The following is an 18,644-nucleotide window of genomic DNA, read 5'->3' as shown; positions in this document are numbered from 1 at the left end:
GGCCGACCGCCCTCCTTCTTTTTGCCGCACTCACAGGTTATTTATGACCGAACCGAGGTTAGAGCGTATGGTGCAACCTGCGCTAATCCTACCGCCGGAGCCGGACGAACGCTGGCAGCTCGCAAAGCAGATGGACGTCACGAAGGTGGTCATCCACCCGCTCGAAATCGGCGACGACAAAACCCACTGGTCGCACGACGACTTGCGGGGGCTGAAAAACTGGCTCGAAGATGCGGACCTCGAATTCAGCGTCCTCGAAGGGTCGGTTCCGATTTCAGACCGCGTCCGTCTCGGACAGGAGGGCCGCGACGAGGACATCGCCGAGTTCAAGGAGTTCCTACGAGATTGCGGTGAACTCGACATCCCGGTTGTATGTTACGATTGGATGGCGGGCGTGCGCTGGGCGCGAACAGAGGCCCACATCGAATCCCGAGGTGGGTCGTACGTAACGGGCTACGACAACGCGAAGATGCAGACCGACGAACCGACCGACGTCACCCACGACCAACTCTGGGAGGCGCTCACGTACTTCCTCGAAGAAGTCGTCCCAGTCGCGGAAGAAGCGGGCGTGAAACTCGGTCTGCACCCCGACGACCCACCGCGCGAATCGCTCCGTGGCACGCCACGAATCATCAACAGCGTCGAGGCGTACGACCGCGTTCTCGACATCTATGACAGCGAGCACAACGGCATCACGTTCTGCCAGGGGAACTTCGCGGCGATGGGCGCAGATATTCCGGAGGCGATTCGACACTTCGGCGACCGTATCAACTTCGTTCATTTCCGCGACGTGGAGGGGGACGAAGACCGCTTCGTCGAAACCTGGCACGACGCAGGGCCGACGGACATGCTCGCGGCGATGCGGGCGTACCACGATATCGGCTTCGACGGGCCGATGCGGCCAGACCACGTCCCGACGATGGCTGGTGAGGACAACTCGAACCCCGGCTACCACACGCTTGGCCGACTTTTCGCCGTCGGCTACATGAAGGGGCTCATCGAGGCCGCTGAAGAATAGGCAGTCGCAACTGTCGAACGCAACAATTCCTAATCGTACCTTCGTTTCGAATCTACACACAGTAGACCGGGACGTACGTCCACTATCACTGAACAAAATTCGTTCCCAAATCCTCGCGGTTTCGAAAAGAAAACCGTTAGCAACGCCATTCCAGTTGTCATTTTGTGTGACATGCGAGTTAAATTAGGACAGTCGATTAACTGATAGAGTACACTATCGGGACACTTGCATTCAGTATCACTGAACATCAGTTCACGTTTGACGGTTCCGTTAGTCCGTTCTGCCCACGGACCCCTCACCGTTTGAGTATCCTGTTGACACGTCTCGCGTCCCCTGGTTATATCGGAGAATCGTGGAGATAGCGCCACAGTTCTTTACACCCATATTGATGTAAATCGGGTGGTGGGCAGTAGCTCCTAATTCCCACCAATTTCAGCTCAATGGCTGGAGGGAAACAGGTAGAATTCCACAGACAGAGCGGTTATGGACCGTCGCTCGGCACTCGAGACGGCCGTGTCCAGTGATAGCAAACGCGAGGTACTGGCCCACATGGCACATATATGGTCGACTACATGCTGTATGCCCACATTCATAGAAATATTATGCTTTAATGTAAACTAACTACGAGCCAATACGTAAAATACACTATTTTTCCCGTTCCGACTGTGTGAATCAGTTACTTGGTATTACGACCCACGAACGGTAACTTTCAATCTCTACTTGAGAGTGCATCGACGCTACGGGCACGAATCACAGGTGACTGCAAGCCATTTGTTTCCCGCCGATTGTACTCGGTCAGGTCGGGTCGTTGACCGCGTTTTCCGGCGGCTCCCCTTCGAGCACTCGGCGCACATCACGGGCGGCCGTTCGTCGCTTCTCGTCGCTCGCTTCGAGGGAATACCACGCGACGTGCGGGGTGAGCACGACGTTGTCGAGGGTGCGAAGCGGCGACTCGAACGACGGGGCTTCGCCGTCGAATCGGTCGGGCGGCTCTTCGGGAAACACGTCGAGTGCGGCCCCTCGGATCGTCCCGGATTCGAGCGCGGCCACCAGTGCTTCCTCGTCCACGAGTCCCCCTCTGGCAACGTTCACGAACAGCGCAGTGTCTTTCATGCGGTCGAACGCCGCCGCGTCGAAGAGCCCCCGCGTCTCGTCGACGAGGGGTGTGTGCGCGGAGACGATGTCAGCCACTTCGAGGACAGTTTCGAAAGATTCCTTCGCCACGTCCAGGTTGGCCATTTCGACCGCATCCACATATGGGTCGGTTGCCACCACCTCCATGCCGAACGCCTGCGCTTTCTCCGCGACGAGGCGCGCAATCTTTCCGAACCCGACGAGGCCGAGCGTTCGCCCGTGAAAGCGGTGTACCGTCGCCGACGTGGTCCGGCGGTCCCATCGACCCTCTCGCAGGGTTGTCGCGTAGTCAAGAAGATCGCGTTCGAGTGCCAGCACCAGCAACATCGCGTGCTCTGACACTTCGTGTTCGCAGTAACTCGGCACGTTCAGGACGTACATCCCGTTACGCGTCGCGGCTTCGACGGCAATCTCGTCCACGCCGATACCACAACGAGCGACGACGCGACAGCCAGTGAGGCCGTCGATGGCGGCTTCGGTGTAGGATGCGCTGAGCAAGCGGTCGAGAACGGCATCCACACCGGCGAGTTTCTCCGGGATGTCTGCAGAGCGCTGAATATCGACGGGGCGGAACGTCACGTCCATGCCGGCGAATACGGTTTCCTCGATGGACGTATCGAAGGTACTGCCGGCTGTCAGGCCGATGGTAAACGAGTCGGGCATCGTGTATGCTTTCACAACGAGGCTGTTTAACTATGCCCCGAACCGAAAGCCGCGGGCGTCGCCGAGAGAAAGGACTAACCCCCATCGGATTGCAGTGGGTGTCATGACCGACACGAACGATACGATGCGAGGCGGCGAATACGTCTACGACGCGCTCGTCGAGGCGGGTATCGACCTGCTGGTCGGACTGCCGGGGACCCAGACGCTTCCGCTCGACCGAACGGTGGTCGAACGCGACGAGATGGACTACGTGATGGCCCGCCACGAGACGGCGATTCCACACATCGCCTGGGGCTACTACGAGTCGAGCGGTCGGGTGGCGGCGACGCTCACCGTCCCGGGGCCGGGCGACACGAACGCGATGCACGGCCTGAAAAACGCGATGAACGACTGTGTCCCCATCCTCCACGTCTCCGCGGACGTGAACCCCGAAGACCGGGGCAAGAGTCCCATCCACGAGATCGAGGCTGACACCTTCGACAACGTCGTCAAAGAGAACATCAGCGTCGAACGTCCCCTCGACTTGCCCGCGAAGGTGGCCCGAGGCATCGAAATCGCCCTCGAACCGCCGACCGGCCCGGTTCGACTCGGCATTTCGAGTCGCGTCCTCGACGAGTCGTTCGCCGCGCCCGCCGCGACGGTCAGCCCAGAGCGCACAACCTTCGAGCTAGAAGGAGAGATAGACCACGCGGTGACCATGCTCGCAGACGCCGACCGACCGGTCATCTACGTCGGCGGCGGTGCTCGTCGCTCCCCAGGCGGCCGAGCAGTGGTCGCCGACCTCGCCGATGCGCTCTCCGCGCCCGTGGTCGCCTCGTACAAGGGTAAGGGCGTATTTCCGGAAGACGACCCGCGATTCCTCGGCGTCACGGGGTCGCACCTGCCTGCGGGGGCACGTCGCGTCCTCGACCGCGCCGACGTGGTGCTCGCCCTCGGCACGAACTTCGACGGCGTGACCACCGCCCACTGGTCGGTGTCGATGGGCGAACAGCTGATTCACGTCAATCTCGACCCCGACGCCATCGACGCCGCCTACGAGGCCGACGTACCACTCGTCGCGGACGTGGCAAAGGCGGGCGAGACCATCCTCGCCGGGCTCGGCGAAACCAACGGCTGGGACGGGGCGGCGGTCGCATCCGCGGTTAGAGACGAGTACATGGATTCCCTCGAAGAACGCGGCCTGCTCTCCGAGGAAGCCCCGCTAGCCACGCCGGCGGTGCTCACCTCGGTTCGGGACATCGTGGCCCGAGACGCAATCGTCACCACCGACGTCGGCGGGTTCCGCCTCTGGTCGAAGCAGGTGTTCGAGACGTACCATCCCGACCGGTACGTCACCGCCGGGTCGTGGGCGGGGATGGGTGTTGGACTTCCCGCCGCAATCGGCGCAAGCCTCGGAAATCCCGACAAGCCAGTCGTCTGTCTCACGGGCGACGGCGGCCTGATGATGTGCATCCACGAACTCCACACCGCGGCTGAGTACGACCTCGACGTGACCGTCATCGTCTCGAACAACGCGGATTACGGCATCATCAGCAAGTCCCCGAAAATCGAGCAGTACACCGACGGCCACCAGTTCACGTGGCGGTCGCCCGACTTCGCGACCGTCGCCGAAGGCTTCGGCTGTCGAGGCACTCGCGTCGAGACGCTCGCAGAACTCGAAGCAGCAGTCGACGAGGCCGTGGGTCGGAACGGTCCGGACCTCATCGACGTGGGCATTCGAACCGACGAACCCTCTGCGGTGGACGGTGCGGAGTACGACTCGACGGTCGAACTGCCCTGAAAAATAGGTGGGTTCTCTTTCGATTCGCCGCGCTCAGACCGTCGAGACGATGCGGTCGTAGTATTCGCGGGCCCGTTCTTCGTCCTCGGCGGAAAGTTCGACGAGCGGTTCGCGGACCGGGCCGCCGTACAGGCCAGCGAGTTCCATGCCGAATTTGACGGCTGGGACGTTGTTCGCGGCGGCGAGCGTGTTGTTCTCGCCGGGTTCCTCACGAAGGTCCTCGTAGCCGCGAAGCGCGTCACGAATGCGCTTTGCCTCGGTCCAGTCCTCCTCGCGAAGCGCCTCCATGAGCGCGAGCGTCTGCTCGGGGACGAAGTTCCCGATGCCGGTCGTGTACCCCTCTGCACCCTCGATTGCGAACGCCGGGGCGAACCGCTCTGCGATGCCGTTCGACCAGACGATGTCTCCCTCTACGTCTTCGACCGCCTGTGAGAACGCCTTGATGTCGTTATCTGCGTACTTGACGGCGACCACGTCCTCGTAGTCCGCGAGGTCGGCGATGAGGTCGTGGGTCAGTTCCGGCCCGCGCTTGTAGAGCACCACTGGGAGGTCTGACGCCTCGATGATTCGTTCGTAGTAGTTTCGCAGCCCCTCGTGGTGCTGGTAGGTGTGAATCGGGTGCATCACCATGAGCGCGTCAGCGCCTGCTTCTTCGTACGCCGAAACGAGTTGCAGGGCACTCTTGATACTCCCTCCGAGTCCGGCGACGACGGTGGCGTCTCCCGCCGCAGAAACGACCGTCTCCACGACGTTCGCGCGTTCGCTCATCGACAGCGAGTAGTACTCGCCGGTGTTCCCACAGGGGATGATGAGTTTTGCCCCGCGGTCGACGATCCACTCGATGTTGTTCGAGAGTTCACCGTGCAGCACGTCTCCACCGCCCTCGCTGAACGGAACGGGGTTGGTAAAGGCGACGCCTCTCAAGTCCGCTTTCACGCGTTCGTGACTCATTGGTATCGTTCAACACACGTACGACCACCGACAAAAATCTTTGTGCAACCCTCGGCGGGAGTTTTTTCCACCACCACTTCGTTCTTCAACTCAGCTATGAACGTCCTGCTCACCGGTGCGTACGGCCGCGTCGGCACGGCCATCATCGACCACCTCGCCGGAGACGACGAGTACGACTTCACCTACCTCGACAAAACAGACCACCCCGACCACGAGACGGTGGTCGCGGATATCGCCGATTACGAGGCCACCAAGCCTGCCTTCGAGGGTGCAGATGCCGTCGTCCATCTCGCCGGCTACCCCTACACCGACGGCGACTGGCGAGACATCTTAGAGAGCAATATCATCGGCCTCTACAACGCGCTCGAAGCGGCAGCTGAAGCCGAAGTCGAGACGTTCGTCTTCGCCTCCTCGAACCACGCCGTGGGCATGTACGAAATTGAGAACGCGCCCGACATTTACTTCCCCGAGTTCGACCTCACCGTAGACCACACCGACCCGGTGCGCCCGGACTCCTACTACGGAACGTCGAAATCGTTCGGCGAGGACCTTGGTCGGTATTACGTCGAGAACGAGGACTACCCAAAATCCTTCTACGGCCTTCGAATCTGTAGCGTTCGCCACGAGGAATACGACCATCCCTACGGCGACGCAGAGCGTGGCGTAGACGAGGACCGGTGGGAACGCGACAGTGACGAGTACGCACAAGCCGTCGCCCGGATGAAGGCGATGTGGCAGTCCCGCCGAGACCTCGCACATATGGTAGACCGCTGTCTCCAGACGGACGGCGTCGCGTTCGACATCTTCTACGGTGTGAGCACGAACGACCGCCGCTGGTTCGACATAGACCACGCCTGCGAGGTCATCGACTACGAACCACAGGACAACGGTGACAAGTGGGACGGGCCGCCAGCGCGCTGAGCGCGCGGGCCGCACGATTCACCGCCGGCGGTAGTTTTTACTTCTCCACCGAAGGTGTATCCGTATGGCTTCGAAAACAGTCGGATTCGTCGGACTCGGAATTATGGGGCTCCCGATGTCGAAGAACCTGCTCGATGCGGGGTACGACGTCGTCGGGAACAATCGCTCACAGGAACCCGTCGCCGAATTGGAGGACTACGGCGGCGAGGGCGCGGCAACCGCAAAGGAGGTCGCAGAACGAACAGACGTCGTCATCACCTGCCTCCCCGACCACCACGTCGTAGACGAAGTAATGCGAAAGGACGACGGGATTATGGCGGGCCTGAGCGAAGGCATGACGGTCATCGACATGTCCACGATTTCGCCGACGACCACCGAAGAACTCGCCGCCGACCTGAACGAGATGGGCGTGGCCATGCTCGACGCCCCAATCAGCGGCGGCGAAGAGGGGGCCATCGACGGGACGCTCTCCATCATGGTCGGTGGCGACGAGGATGTCCTCAAAGAACACCGCGACCTGTTCGAAGTGATGGGCGCGACAGTCACCCACACCGGCCCGAACGGCGCGGGACAAGTGACGAAGGCCTGCAACCAGATCGTCGTCGCCGGTACGATGCAGGCCGTGAGCGAAGCACTCCTGTTCGCCCAGAAGGGTGGAGCAGACCTCGAAGCCGTCGTCAACGCCATCAGTGGCGGCGCGGCGGGTTGCTGGGCGCTCGACAACCGCGCGCCGACGATGATTCGCGGAGATTTCGAACCCGGTTTCTTTGCCTCCTACCAGTACAAAGACCTCCGTATCGCAACGGGAGCAGGCGAGGCGTTCGGTGCGCCGATGCCACTCACGTCGCTCGTCCACGAGTCATACAAATCGCTCGTCGAGATGGGGCACGGCCGCGACGACAACTCCGGCGTTCTCCAGGTACTGGAGGCGCTCGGCGACGAGAAAGCCCGTATCGACGACTAACCGCGACCAAACCGCTCTCGCAATTTTTCCAGTAACCCGCCGCCAGCCTCACGTCGAATCGTCCGCCCGGGGAGTTTTTTGTACGGAACGCGCCCACCGTCGGCCTCGAACTCGGCCACCGCGGCGGTGAGATTTCCAAACGCCTCCGCCTCCACGCGCCCGATGCCGACGCAGTCGGTTTCGGGGTCCTCCGCCACCCAGAGCGGCTTTTCGAGGTCGTACAGCGGTGGCTCGTAACAGGTCACGGTCGCCCGCGCTCGAAGGTCTGGCCCAGTCATACGAATCGTTCGTCAGCCACCGACAAAAACGCTCGTCAGTCCTCGGCGACGGTGACGCCTGCCGGCGCCGATTCGGGGTGACTCTCCACGAGGAAGTTCCAGACGAGGAGCGTCGCGACGACGGCGAGTACGCTTGCCGCGGCGAACGCGAACTCGAAGGTGAACCACGTGGCGAGCGCCCCGACGAGCGGCGGGCCGGCCATCCCACCGAAGCCGCGGGCGGTGGAGTGAAGGCCCATCAATTCCGATTCGCGCTCGACCGGAGCCACGTCCCCGATGAAGGCGTAAGTTCCCGTCGTCTCCGCAGAGTAGGCGGCCGCGAGGATGAGAAACGACCCGCCCATCGCTGCTGCACGCATGGTCACCGACGACGGAAGGGTGGCCGCAGCCACGACCACAGTGTGGAGTCCCGCGCCGGCCATTCCGTAGACGACGAGTGGTTTTCGCCCCGTGGAGTCCGCGACGTGGCCGAACAGGTACATGAATCCCATCTGTGCCGCCGGATTGATGGCGAGTACCACGCCCATGACGAACTGCGAAACGCCGATTTCAGAGAGCAGGTACACTGGAAGCAGACTCGACGTGCCGAGGATGGTCATGTTTCGCAGGAGGACGGCGGCGTACAGCCACCGCAGGCCGTGTGAGCGCAGGTGGCGTCTGTCCTGTGCGGCGGGAAACAGACGGTGGCGTACTTCGGCGAGCAGTTCGTCTCCGGAAACGTTCGCCGACTGGGGCGGGCGCGGGTCGGTGATGAACAGCGCGGCGAGGATGGTGATGGCGCTCACCGCGGCGACGATGAGGTAGAGCGCCCACGGCGCGACGAGGCCGAGCAGGACGCCCGCGAAGAACTGCGCGAGCGTGAATCCGATTGCCGTCGTACTGTTGAAAAAACCAATCGACTGTCCCCGCGACGACGTGCCGCCGCGCTCGCTCACGATGGCGAGCATCACGGGGAGAAAGCCCGCCGCGAAGACGGCGAACAGGCCGCGGAAGGCGAGTGGCCCCCAGACGCCGTCGACGACGGCGAGCGGGAGAATGGCGAGCGTCGCGAGCGCCGTCGTGACGACGAGAACGGTTCGTCGGCGTCCCGTGATGTCGGCGATGGCACCCGCCACGGGGGCGAACGCCATCAGGCCGAACCAGTAGACGGTAAACACGAGGCTCACGGCGAACGGCGACCCGCCTGCGGCATCGACGTATACCGCCATCGCGGTTCCCATGAGCGTCGCCCGCCCCTTGTTCGCGCCGGCAGCGACGCCGATGAGCAGCCGCTGAACGCGGTCGGTGGTCGGCTGGTCGCTCACGCAAACGCACCCCGAACGGGAAACTCGGTCACTCGCCACGGCGGGATTTCTGGCGGCGTGTCGGGTGGCACAGATGACGGCTACATCGGCCCTCGGCAATAAATTACGGTTTCCGGCAGTGGCTCGACTCCACAGTCGGGGCCGCGACACAAGTTCCGGCAAATACGTGACACATGCACACACCTATATTTGGGGGCAGAGGCTAGGCGGGCGTGAACTGGCGGTACCAACACACGCTGCTCGCCGCGACGTTCCTCGCCTGTTTCAGTAACAACGCCGCCCGCCTCGTCATCAGTCCCGTCATTCCCGACATTATCGTGACCTTCGACATCTCGAAGAGCGCCGTCGGTCTCGCGCTCACGGGGATGTGGGCGGTGTACGCCCTGCTGCAGTTCCCGAGTGGCATCATCGCAGACCGTATCGGCGACTACAAAGTCATCCTCGCCGCGCTCGGACTGACGGGACTCGCGAGCGCATTGCTCGCCTTCTCACCGTCGTTCACCCTGTTCGCGGTGTTCGCCGTGTTCCTCGGCGCGGGCGCTGGCCTCTACTTCACCGTCGGCACCTCGATGCTGGCAAAGGAGTTTACCGAGACGGGGAAGGTGCTCGGGGTCCACTCTGCTGCCGGTCCAGCCGCCGGCCTCGTCGCACCCGCAGTGGCCGCTTACATCGGCGTCGCGTACGGCTGGCGACCCTCCATCCTCCTCGGCGCGGTGCTCTCTGTCCCAATCCTTGGCGTGTTCCTGTGGCGCGTTCGACCCGTCTCGACCACGCCAGACGCTGCACCACGCACGCGGACCGATGGTGGTACGACCAATCTCGACCAGTCGCTGTGGGTACTGGCCCGCGACTTACTGTCGCGCCCCGACGTGGTCTTCATGACGCTGCTCGGCGTCTGCGTGGCGTACACCTGGCAGTCGTTCGCGTCGTTTTTCCCGACGTTTCTGGTCGAGTATCGCGGCTTCAGTGTCCCGGACGCGAGCCTCGTCTTCGGAGCCATCTTTCTGCTCTCGGCGCTCGTCCAGCCGGTGACGGGGCGGCTTTCAGACCGCATCAGACGCGAGACTATACTCGCGGGCATCCTGACCACGACGGTGGCCGGATTTGGGACGCTCATCCTCACCGAAGGCGTCTGGCCGACCTTCGTCGGGGTCGGCCTGCTCGGCGTGGGCCTGAGTTGGGGCGGCGTGTACCAGTCGAGCCTGATGGACCTGTTCGCAGACGCCACGCGCGGGACCGCATTCGGCCTCGTTCGGACGGTCTACATGTTCATCGGGTCGCTCGGGAGCGTCGTGACCGGCGTACTCGCGGACACGGTGGGTTGGTCCGTCGCCTACGGCGTCGTGGCGCTGTTGCTCGCACTCGCCGTGGGAGGCCTCACCGCAAAACGAGTAATCACGAACAGGTAGATTCGAAGGTGGTCAGACCACGAGGTTGGTGAACTGTTCTTCACGTTCGAGCCGCGCGAGATTTTCGCGGACGAGTCCCGCAACGCCCTCGTAGTAGGCGCGGTCCGACCCGGCCCGGTGAGGGGTGAGAATGACGTCGTCTAGGTCCCACAACGGAGACGATTCTGGTAGCGGTTCTTCCTCGAACACGTCGAGTGCGCCGCCGGCGATGTCCCCCGTTTGCACCGCCTCTACAAACGCCTCCGTATCGACGACCGGGCCGCGGGCGACGTTGAGCAGGTAGCTCTCGTTGTCCATCGCTGCGAACGCTGCCGCGTCGAAGAGGTGGTGGGTTTCCTCGGTGAGCGGACAGGCAAGCGCGACGAAATCCGCCCCAGAAATCGCCTCGTGGAGGTCCGTCGTCGGAAAGACGCGCTCCACGTCGGGAACCGATTCGACCGTTCGTTTGACGCCGACGACGTGCATTCCAAGCGCGGCGGCCCGGGTGGCGATGCCCTGCCCGAGTGTGCCAAGCCCGACGACGCAGAGAGTACGACCCGTCGCGGTGAACGGTTCGTCCCACACCGGGTGCTCCCAGACGTGTTCCTGCTGGTTCGCGGCGTAGACGTGTAACCGGCGTGCCAACATGAGAATGTAGCCGACAGTCGTCTCGCCGACGCTCGCACCATGGATGCCCGTGCTGTTAGTGAGGGTGATGCCGTGCGCTTCGAGTTCGTCGAAGGGGAAGCGGTCGACGCCGGCCTGAATCGAGTGAATCCAGTCGAGGTCGGCGTCAAGAAACGCGTCGTCGTACGCGAGCGTCACCAGCGCGTCCACCGTCGAGAGGTCGTCGGCTTCGGTTACCAGCGTAACGTCGGGAGCAACGTCCGCGAGGTCGTCGATGAGCGCCTCCGGCGCGAACACTTTGGCGACCGATTCGTGGACGCCGATTCGTGCTACGTGCATATCGGTGGTACTTCGAGGGGCTACCTCAAGGCTCCGGTGGACCGAGCAATCCTTGTCGGTCGGTTCGCGCCCGGTACAGGCAGCCCTCGTAGCCGGTGACGTACAGCGACCGCAGGTCGTGGTCGCCGAAACAGCAGTTCGTCGGCCGATAATCCGGCGATTGGTGGGTTTCGAGAACCCGACCGGACGGCGTGAACACGTACAACAACGGTCCCGGCCCGCTCGCTTCGGCCCCGGCGGTGGCGACGATGTTGCCGTCGGCGTCGAAGCACATCCCGTCGATACCGCGGTGTGGATAGAAGTTGTGGAGCACCTCGTACTCGCCCACTGACCCGTCCGCGGCGATAGGATAGCGACGCAGTTCCCGAGCCGCACCCTCGCCGTGACGACTCTCTGCGACGTACAGGAACTCGCCGTTGGGTGAGACGAGCAGGCCGTTCGGGTTGGTCGTGTCCGTCGTCGCCCGCTTCAGTTCCGGGTTCGCTGCGCTGGGGTCGAGGTGGTAGACCGACCGGTGGTCGAGTTCGAGGTGGTGGTCCGTGAGCCACGGCACGTCGTAGAACGGGTCCGTGAACCAGAGGCGTCCGGACGGGTCGAAGGCGATGTCGTTCGGACTGTTGAGCCGCGCCCCCTCGTACTCGGCTACGAGGACGGTGGTTCCGTCGTCTTCGTACCGGACGAGCCTGCGGCCGCCCATCTCACACGCGTAGAGGCCGCCGTCCGGCCCGAGTTTCAGGCCGTTTGCGTGGTTCGTGCCGGTCCGAACTTCCGTACAGCGACCGCTCGTCACGTCGTAGCGCATGATTCGATGCTCCGGAATGTCGGTGAACAGGACGCCGCTGCCGTCCCAGACTGGCCCCTCGGTGAACGTGAAAGGCCCGGCGACGCGCTCGAATTCCCAGCTCATAGCTCACTCAACACGGGGCCACTGCTTACGTGTTTTCCCCGGAGTCATCTCGAAATTCCGAAAGGGTTCGTTGGAGGGTGGAGAGGCCCTCGTCGCGCTGTTTCGTCACGCCGGCTGCCGGTTCGTCGTACTCGAAAAAGCCGCCGCCGTCTTCGATACCGCCCCGGCCGCGTTCGAGGTGGTCGTCGAACAATCGACTCGGTTCGTCCGTGTCAGAGAGGTGCGGGAACAGGTCCCCGGCGACGGTCTGAAACAGGTCGAGTCCCGCGATGTCCATCGTCTCGAAGGGGCCGATGACCGCAGTTCGCCGGGCGTAGCCGTCGCGGATTGCCATATTGATGTCTTCTACGGAGGCAACCCCTTCCTCTGCGAGGTGCATGCACTCGCGGACGACGGCACTCTGGACGCGATTCCAGACGAATCCCGGCACGTCGCGTTCGACCACGACCGGTTTTCTGGCAACCGATTCGACGAATCCGGTCATCCGCGCCATCGCCTCGTCCGTCGTCTGTTCGCCGCGAATCACCTCGACGGGTTCCAGCAGGTAGGGCGGATACCACCAGTGGCAGCCGACGATTCGGCCGGCGTCGTCGGGCGCGTCAGCGGCGATGTCCGTGATGGGCAGCCCAGACGTATTCGAGGCGAGCAGCGTGTCGGCGTCGGTTTCAGCAGCGAGGTCCGCGAACAATTCCTGTTTCACTGCGACGTCCTCGGTGACGGTTTCGAGGACGAGGTCCACGTCGGCGACGCCTGCCGCGCGGTCGATGGTGTAGTCGATACGGTCTCGAATTGCCGAGGGGTCTCGGTCGACGAGGCCCTCGGCGGAGAGAAAGGCGGCGACCTCGGCAACGCGCTCTCGGGCCCGGTCGATGTTCGATTGGCGGTGGTCTACGAGCGTGACGTCCTTCCCGTGGCCGGCGAAGTGGGCCGCGAAGCCGTGCCCCATGTCTCCCGCCCCGACGATGGCGATGTGTGTCTCCGTCATGGCTCCTCAATGTGAGCGGGCGACCAAAAGTGTGCAGTATGTGAACGCTTAACCTTCCGGCCCGCAAGGTGCGGAACGTATGACCAACGCCGTGACAGCAGCCGGGCTCGAACCGCTCTCTGAGAGCCTGTATCGATACCGCGATTCGTGTAACGCTTACGCCGTCGTCGATGGGGACGCGGCCCTCATCATCGACCCGGGGTCCGGAGAAATCGGCGAAGTCCTCGCAGACGCGGGCGTCGAAACCGTCGAGTGGGCACTCCACACCCACCACCACCGCGACCAGTGCTGGGGGACCGACCAACTAGTCGAACGCGGCGCGAAGGTCGCCGTTCCGGAGCACGAACGCTTCCTGTTCGACGATGTCGAGACGTTCTGGTCGCGAAAGCGCTTCTACGACAACTACAACGACCGGAACACGTTTTTCACGCGGGGGTCGTCGCTCCCCGTCGATGAAACCCTCGACGATTACGAGACCTTCGCGTGGCGCGACTACGAGTTCACCGTGATTCCGGCGAAGGGACACACCGGCGGAAGTAGCACGCTCCTCGCGACAATCGACGGCCAGCGCGTCGCCTTCTGTGGCGACCTCATGCGAGCAGGAGGCCACCTCCACGACCTGCATTCTATGGAGTACGAGTACAGCGACATGAAGGGCGTCGTGTTCACGATACAATCGCTGAACGCCCTTGAATCAGCGGTTCCGAACCTCGTCTGTCCGGGCCATGGGGACGTGATACACGACCCCGAAGCGGACGTGGACAAACTCAGGCGACGGCTCATGCGCCTCGTCGACCTCGGCCCGCACGGCGATTCCGCGGTCGAGACGCTCGGCGTCGGGAGTCGGGCGTATCTGCCGGAGATGCGGATGGTGCAGGTATCAGACCACCTGCTCTGGGGCGGTCCGTGGACCTGTTCTAACTTCTACGTCCTCTTGAGCGAGTCGGGGAAGGCGTTGTTCGTCGATTACGGCCACTCTCTGCGCGAGCACATGATGATCGGCCGCGAGCGAGAAGACATGGAACGGATGCGGTTCGTCGAACACCACCTGGACGAACTCCGCGAGGAGTGGGGCGTCACCGACTTCGACGTGGTAATTCCCACCCACATCCACGACGACCACACTGTCGGCATCCCCCACCTCCAGCGTCACTACGACGTGGACTGCTGGTCGCTCGACGAGGTGGCGAAAGTCATCGAAGACCCCGCCGCGTGGTCCGCCATGCCCTGCGTCATCCCCGAACCAATCGACGTGGCCCGGACGTTCACCGACGGCGCGACGTTCACCTGGGAGGAGTACGAATTCACCATCCATCACGCGCCCGGACAGACCGAGTACCACGCCGTCGTCGCCACCGAGGTGGACGGGCGAACCGTCGCGTTTACCGGTGACAACTACTTCGAGGGCGAGACGGTGGTTCACCCCGACCGCAACGAGCAGAAACCCCACCAGACGACAGTGCTTCGCAACAGCTTCCAGTTCTGGATGCACGAGAAGTGCAAGGAGGTGATGCGCGAGGTCCAGCCAGACCGCATCTGTCCGGGCCACGGCGAGGTACTCGACGCCGACCCGCTCGACATCGAGGAGTACTGCGACTTCATCGACCGCAAGGAGTCGGTGTTTCGCGACCTCGTCCCCGAACCCGAGGCACAAGCTGTGGACCTGTTCTGGGCGAGGTTGCTTCCGTATCAGCAAGCCGCCGCACCCGGTGATTCTGTAGAGTACACCCTGCTCGTGCGGAACAACTTCGGCGAACCGACGACGGTCGGCGCACGCCTCCGCGATGCCGACGGCGAGGTGCTAAGCGAACGTCGGTCGATTGCCCTCGAACCTGACGACGAGGGCGAACTCGCGCTCTCCGGGCAGATTCCGGACGACGCAGATTCAGGCCGCAGGGTCCTCACAGCGGAACTGTTCGTCGAGGGCGAATCGAAAGGTCCGGTGGTCGAAGCGATAGTCCACGTCGAATAGCGCGTCGCCCGCTCGGGTGGGTCCTCCCCAGTTCACGCCTCGAACGAAGCAGGAATCGCCGCTTCCACACCGGTTCGACGGGCCACGTCCGCGAGAAGGTCGAGCGTCGCCTGTTCGAAAGGAATGCCCTCGTCGATGCGCTCGCGTCGCAGTTCGTGTTCCAGTTTCCCCGGAAGCACCGCCCGGTCGCCCTTCGCGATTGGGCCGGTCCCGACCGATTCGCTGTAGTTAGTGTTTTGAATCATGTCGCGGAGTGTCTCGATTCGCGCTCGGTTCGCCGCACGGGTCGCAAAGCGGTCGGGGTTCGCCAGCATGAACAGTGCCCCGTTGTTCACGTTCTCCCGCACGTCGTCGCCCGAGACGGTGTAGTCGCCGACGTACCCGGCGAACACCTCGGCTATCATCGCCAGGCCGAACCCCTTGTGCCCTGAGGTTAACCCGCCGAGTGGAAGGAGTGCGCCGACGCCGTCCTCGTACGCCTGGGAGTCGGTGACGAAGTTCCCCTCCTCGTCTGTGACCCAGCCCTCGGGGAGCGGTTTGCCCTCGACGGCCCGCTTCGTGACCTTGCCGTGGGCCACCTGGCTCGTTGCGATGTCGAGGACGATTGGGTAGGGAGTCGCACCGAAGGTTGGTGCGCCGAAGGCGAGGGGATTCGTCGAGTACTGGCGGTCCGCGCTCCCCGGCGGCGCGACGAGGTGGTCTGTCCCGCCGGTGTTCACGAACGCGGCGAACAGTAATCCCGCGTCGGCCGCGCGTTCGGCCCACTCGCCGATGCGTCCGAGGTGTGTGGCGTTGCGAATGCCGACGATAGCGACGTCGTACTCGCGGGCGATGTCGATACCCACGTCCACCGCGCGACGGCCGACGACCTGTCCGTACTGGAGGTTTCCCTCGACCTGCGCGGTCGTGTCCGAGGGGCGTTCGATTTCGACAGCTGCCTGCGGGTCGATGTCCCCCTCGGCAACCATCTCGCGATAGCGGGTTCCCATCCTGATGCTGCCGTGTGAGCCGTGGCCGCGAAGGTCCGCTTCGACGAGTGATTCCGCAACCTCTGTGGCCACTGTCTCAGGGGCTCCCTGTGCCAAAACGAGGGCGCGTACGAACGATTCGAGTTCTCCCGCGTCAATCTGTCGCATGGTTCGTCCGACTTTTCGAGCGTGGATAAATCCTCAGGTGGGCCGCCACAATCGCCGGTTTTCGGCGAGACACGGGCGAACGTATTTGTCCCCGCTTGGGAATTCTCTGGCATGGCTCGCATCCCCTACGTCACCGACGACGACCTGCCCGAAGCAGCGCGCGAACTCCTCGGTTCCTACCACTCGATGGAACGCGAATTCGTCCCCCACATCGCAGACCCCTCCCCCGAGTACCTCGCCTCCCGCCGCGACCGCCGACCGAACGTCTACGGCGCGCTCGGCAACAACCCGGGCGTACTCGCCGTGTTTCGCGAGATGGCGAGCGGGATTCGAGGGAGTTGCGGGCTAAGCGAGTACCGCCGCGAACTGGTCATCCTCACTGTCGCACGGAGCGTCCGCGCCGACTACGAGTGGCACCAGCACGTCCCCATCGCGCTCGCCGGCGACGTGACCGAAGCCGAGATTCGCGCCATCTCCGCGGGGCGGACGGACGCGTTCGCAGACCCTGAAGCTGCGCTCGTCGCTTACGCTGGCCGGGTCGCCGCCGGTGCTGTCACCGACGCAGACCACACCGCCCTCGCCGAACACTTCGACGCAGAACGCATCGTCGGGACGAATATGCTCGCCGGATTCTATCTCGGTCTCGCCCGAATGCTCGACGCGCTCGGCGTCGAACCCGAAGAATCGTTCGTCGGGTGGGAACTCGAAAATCTGTCGTAGCGAGACGCTCTCATTATTCATTCCGGGATACCTTTTTCACGACAGTCAGCCAGTCTCAGGTATGTCCGAGTCACTGTGCTACGAGTCTGCGACACGGCTTGCAGAGCGAATTCGAACCGGCGATCTCTCACCGGTCACAGTCGTCGAAGCCCACCTGAACCGCATCGCGGACCGTGACGACGCGGTGAACGCCTTCGTGACGGTAACCGAATCCCGGGCACTGGAAGCCGCCCGTGAGGCAGAACGTGCCGTCGAAGCGGGTGAATCCCTCGGCCCGCTCCACGGAGTTCCAGTGGCGATAAAGGATTTGCAGAACGTCGGCGGCGTCCGAACCACGTTCGGGTCCCGCCTGTTCGAGGACCACGTCGCGGACGCGGACGACCCATTCGTCTCCCGGCTTCGAGAGGCGGGCGCAATCGTCATCGGGAAGACCAACACTCCGGAATTCGGCCTCGGGTGTACGACAGACAACCTCGTCGCTGGACCCACTTCGACGCCGTTCGCCCCCGGCCTGAACTCGGGGGGTTCCTCGGGCGGGGCGGGAGCGGCGCTCGCAGACGGGATGGCCCCACTCGCTCAGGGGTCTGACACGGGCGGGTCGATTCGCACGCCAGCCGCCTTCTGTGGGGTCTACGGGCTGAAACCCTCGTTCGGCCGAGTTCCCCGAGTGAGTCGGCCCGATGCATTCGAGGCCCATACGCCGTTTTCCCACGTCGGCCCGATGGCGAGAACGGTCGAAGACGCCGCGCTCATGCTCTCGGTGATGGCCGGCCCGCACCCCGAAGACCCGTTCTCGCTGCCTGACGATGGCGTCGAATACGTCGGCGCGACCGACCGCACGATCGACGACCTGTCTATCGCCTACAGCCCCGACATGGGCATCTACCCTGTCTCGCCCGAGGTGCGCGACGTCGTCGCCGAGGCGGTTTCGGTGTTCACCGAAGCGGGCGCGAACGTAGCGCAGGCGGACCCGGATTTCGACTGCGAACAGGCAGACGTCCTCTCAGCGTTCTACACCTTTGCAAACATTCGCTGGTACTCGCTGTTCGACAACTTAGAACGGGAACACGGACTGGACCCTTATGGCGAAGACCGCGAGAAACTTCGACCAATCACGGTCGAAACCATCCTCGAAACCGACCCGGTGACGACCCGCGAGTACAAGCGGGCAGACGCGGTTCGAACGCGAATTTACGACGGTATTCAGGACCTCCTCGCGACGTACGACCTGCTCGTGACGCCGACGCTCGCGGTCCCGCCGTTCCCCCACGGCGAGCACCCGGCGGAAATCGACGGCGTGGAGACCGAACCACTTCGGGGCTGGGTGCTCACCCAGCCGTTCAACATGTCGGGCCATCCCGCCGCCTCGATTCCCGCCGGATTCACCGACGACGGCCTCCCGGTCGGCTTGCAAATCGTCGGTAGACGGTTTGCCGACGACGATGTCATCGCCGCGAGTGCCGCGTTCGAACGAGAACGGCCCTGGGAAAACGCCTACCCACCGCGCTGAGACCGGGGCGACCGAAACGCTTTGTCGCTGCCCGAACCACGTGAGCC

The 18,644-nt window shown here is 63.5% G+C and carries 16 protein-coding genes; 8 read left to right on the top strand and 8 right to left on the bottom strand.

Going from position 1 to position 18,644, the window contains the following annotated elements; translation table 11 throughout:
* Positions 1–67 precede the first annotated feature (67 nt).
* Positions 68–1,018: a mannonate dehydratase gene (locus P0648_RS19950; protein WP_276275194.1), complete on the top strand. Its 951-nt coding sequence runs from the start codon at positions 68–70 to the stop codon at positions 1,016–1,018.
* Between the two features lie 795 nt (positions 1,019–1,813).
* On the opposite strand, the gene P0648_RS19945 is transcribed toward P0648_RS19950, so the two are convergent.
* Positions 1,814–2,815 carry a C-terminal binding protein gene (locus P0648_RS19945; protein WP_276248944.1) on the bottom strand — a complete coding sequence of 334 codons (1,002 nt, stop codon included), beginning with the start codon at positions 2,813–2,815 and terminating at the stop codon, positions 1,814–1,816.
* Positions 2,816–2,918: 103 nt separating this feature from the next.
* Between P0648_RS19945 and P0648_RS19940 the strand changes: the two genes are divergently transcribed.
* Positions 2,919–4,595: a thiamine pyrophosphate-binding protein gene (locus P0648_RS19940; protein WP_276248943.1), complete on the top strand. Its 1,677-nt coding sequence runs from the start codon at positions 2,919–2,921 to the stop codon at positions 4,593–4,595.
* A gap of 33 nt (positions 4,596–4,628) precedes the next feature.
* Here P0648_RS19940 and P0648_RS19935 read toward each other — a convergent pair whose 3' ends face one another.
* A complete protein-coding gene (locus P0648_RS19935; protein ID WP_276275196.1) occupies positions 4,629–5,546 on the bottom strand; it encodes a dihydrodipicolinate synthase family protein in 918 nt (305 codons plus the stop codon).
* A 96-nt stretch (positions 5,547–5,642) separates the two neighbouring features.
* On the opposite strand from P0648_RS19935, the gene P0648_RS19930 reads away from it, so the two are divergent.
* Together P0648_RS19930 and P0648_RS19925 are read left to right on the top strand one after the other, a co-directional pair.
* Complete coding sequence (locus P0648_RS19930; RefSeq protein WP_276248941.1) at positions 5,643–6,467, top strand: NAD(P)-dependent oxidoreductase; 825 nt, start codon at positions 5,643–5,645, stop codon at positions 6,465–6,467.
* Positions 6,468–6,531: 64 nt separating this feature from the next.
* Entirely contained in the window at positions 6,532–7,431 is a 900-nt protein-coding gene (locus tag P0648_RS19925) for an NAD(P)-dependent oxidoreductase (protein WP_277506169.1), read from the top strand.
* Here the strand turns inward: P0648_RS19925 and P0648_RS19920 are convergent.
* A complete protein-coding gene (locus P0648_RS19920; RefSeq protein WP_276248939.1) occupies positions 7,428–7,709 on the bottom strand; it encodes a hypothetical protein in 282 nt (93 codons plus the stop codon). The two genes, P0648_RS19925 and P0648_RS19920, sit on opposite strands and share 4 nt — an antisense overlap.
* A gap of 35 nt (positions 7,710–7,744) precedes the next feature.
* Positions 7,745–9,013, bottom strand: a complete 1,269-nt coding sequence (locus tag P0648_RS19915; protein ID WP_276275197.1) for an MFS transporter — start codon at positions 9,011–9,013, stop codon at positions 7,745–7,747.
* A 212-nt stretch (positions 9,014–9,225) separates the two neighbouring features.
* On the opposite strand from P0648_RS19915, the gene P0648_RS19910 reads away from it, so the two are divergent.
* Positions 9,226–10,422, top strand: coding sequence for an MFS transporter (locus P0648_RS19910; RefSeq protein WP_276248937.1), 1,197 nt, complete (start codon positions 9,226–9,228; stop codon positions 10,420–10,422).
* Between the two features lie 12 nt (positions 10,423–10,434).
* Here P0648_RS19910 and ddh read toward each other — a convergent pair whose 3' ends face one another.
* Genes ddh through P0648_RS19895 form a run of 3 tightly spaced genes read right to left on the bottom strand, consistent with a single transcriptional unit; the run spans position 10,435 to position 13,259 of the window.
* On the bottom strand, positions 10,435–11,367 hold the full coding sequence (gene ddh / locus P0648_RS19905; protein WP_276248936.1) for a D-2-hydroxyacid dehydrogenase: 933 nt from the start codon (positions 11,365–11,367) through the stop codon (positions 10,435–10,437).
* A gap of 25 nt (positions 11,368–11,392) precedes the next feature.
* Positions 11,393–12,274: an SMP-30/gluconolactonase/LRE family protein gene (locus tag P0648_RS19900; RefSeq protein WP_276248935.1), complete on the bottom strand. Its 882-nt coding sequence runs from the start codon at positions 12,272–12,274 to the stop codon at positions 11,393–11,395.
* A gap of 25 nt (positions 12,275–12,299) precedes the next feature.
* Complete coding sequence (locus tag P0648_RS19895; RefSeq protein WP_277506167.1) at positions 12,300–13,259, bottom strand: 3-hydroxyacyl-CoA dehydrogenase family protein; 960 nt, start codon at positions 13,257–13,259, stop codon at positions 12,300–12,302.
* Between the two features lie 79 nt (positions 13,260–13,338).
* Between P0648_RS19895 and P0648_RS19890 the strand changes: the two genes are divergently transcribed.
* Complete coding sequence (locus P0648_RS19890; RefSeq protein ID WP_277506166.1) at positions 13,339–15,231, top strand: MBL fold metallo-hydrolase; 1,893 nt, start codon at positions 13,339–13,341, stop codon at positions 15,229–15,231.
* Between the two features lie 32 nt (positions 15,232–15,263).
* Here the strand turns inward: P0648_RS19890 and P0648_RS19885 are convergent, their stop codons facing one another.
* Positions 15,264–16,367, bottom strand: coding sequence for an Ldh family oxidoreductase (locus P0648_RS19885; RefSeq protein WP_276248932.1), 1,104 nt, complete (start codon positions 16,365–16,367; stop codon positions 15,264–15,266).
* Between the two features lie 111 nt (positions 16,368–16,478).
* On the opposite strand from P0648_RS19885, the gene P0648_RS19880 reads away from it, so the two are divergent.
* Both P0648_RS19880 and P0648_RS19875 read left to right on the top strand, forming a co-directional pair.
* Positions 16,479–17,087, top strand: coding sequence for a carboxymuconolactone decarboxylase family protein (locus P0648_RS19880; RefSeq protein WP_276248931.1), 609 nt, complete (start codon positions 16,479–16,481; stop codon positions 17,085–17,087).
* A 61-nt stretch (positions 17,088–17,148) separates the two neighbouring features.
* Positions 17,149–18,597: an amidase gene (locus P0648_RS19875; RefSeq protein ID WP_277506164.1), complete on the top strand. Its 1,449-nt coding sequence runs from the start codon at positions 17,149–17,151 to the stop codon at positions 18,595–18,597.
* The last annotated feature ends 47 nt before the right edge of the window (positions 18,598–18,644 follow it).

This window comes from Haladaptatus sp. DYSN1 (assembly GCF_029489995.1).
GTDB lineage: Archaea > Halobacteriota > Halobacteria > Halobacteriales > Halococcaceae > QDMS2.
The sequence above is the reverse complement of the archived record's forward strand: the minus strand, read 5'-3'. Positions and strand labels throughout refer to the sequence as shown.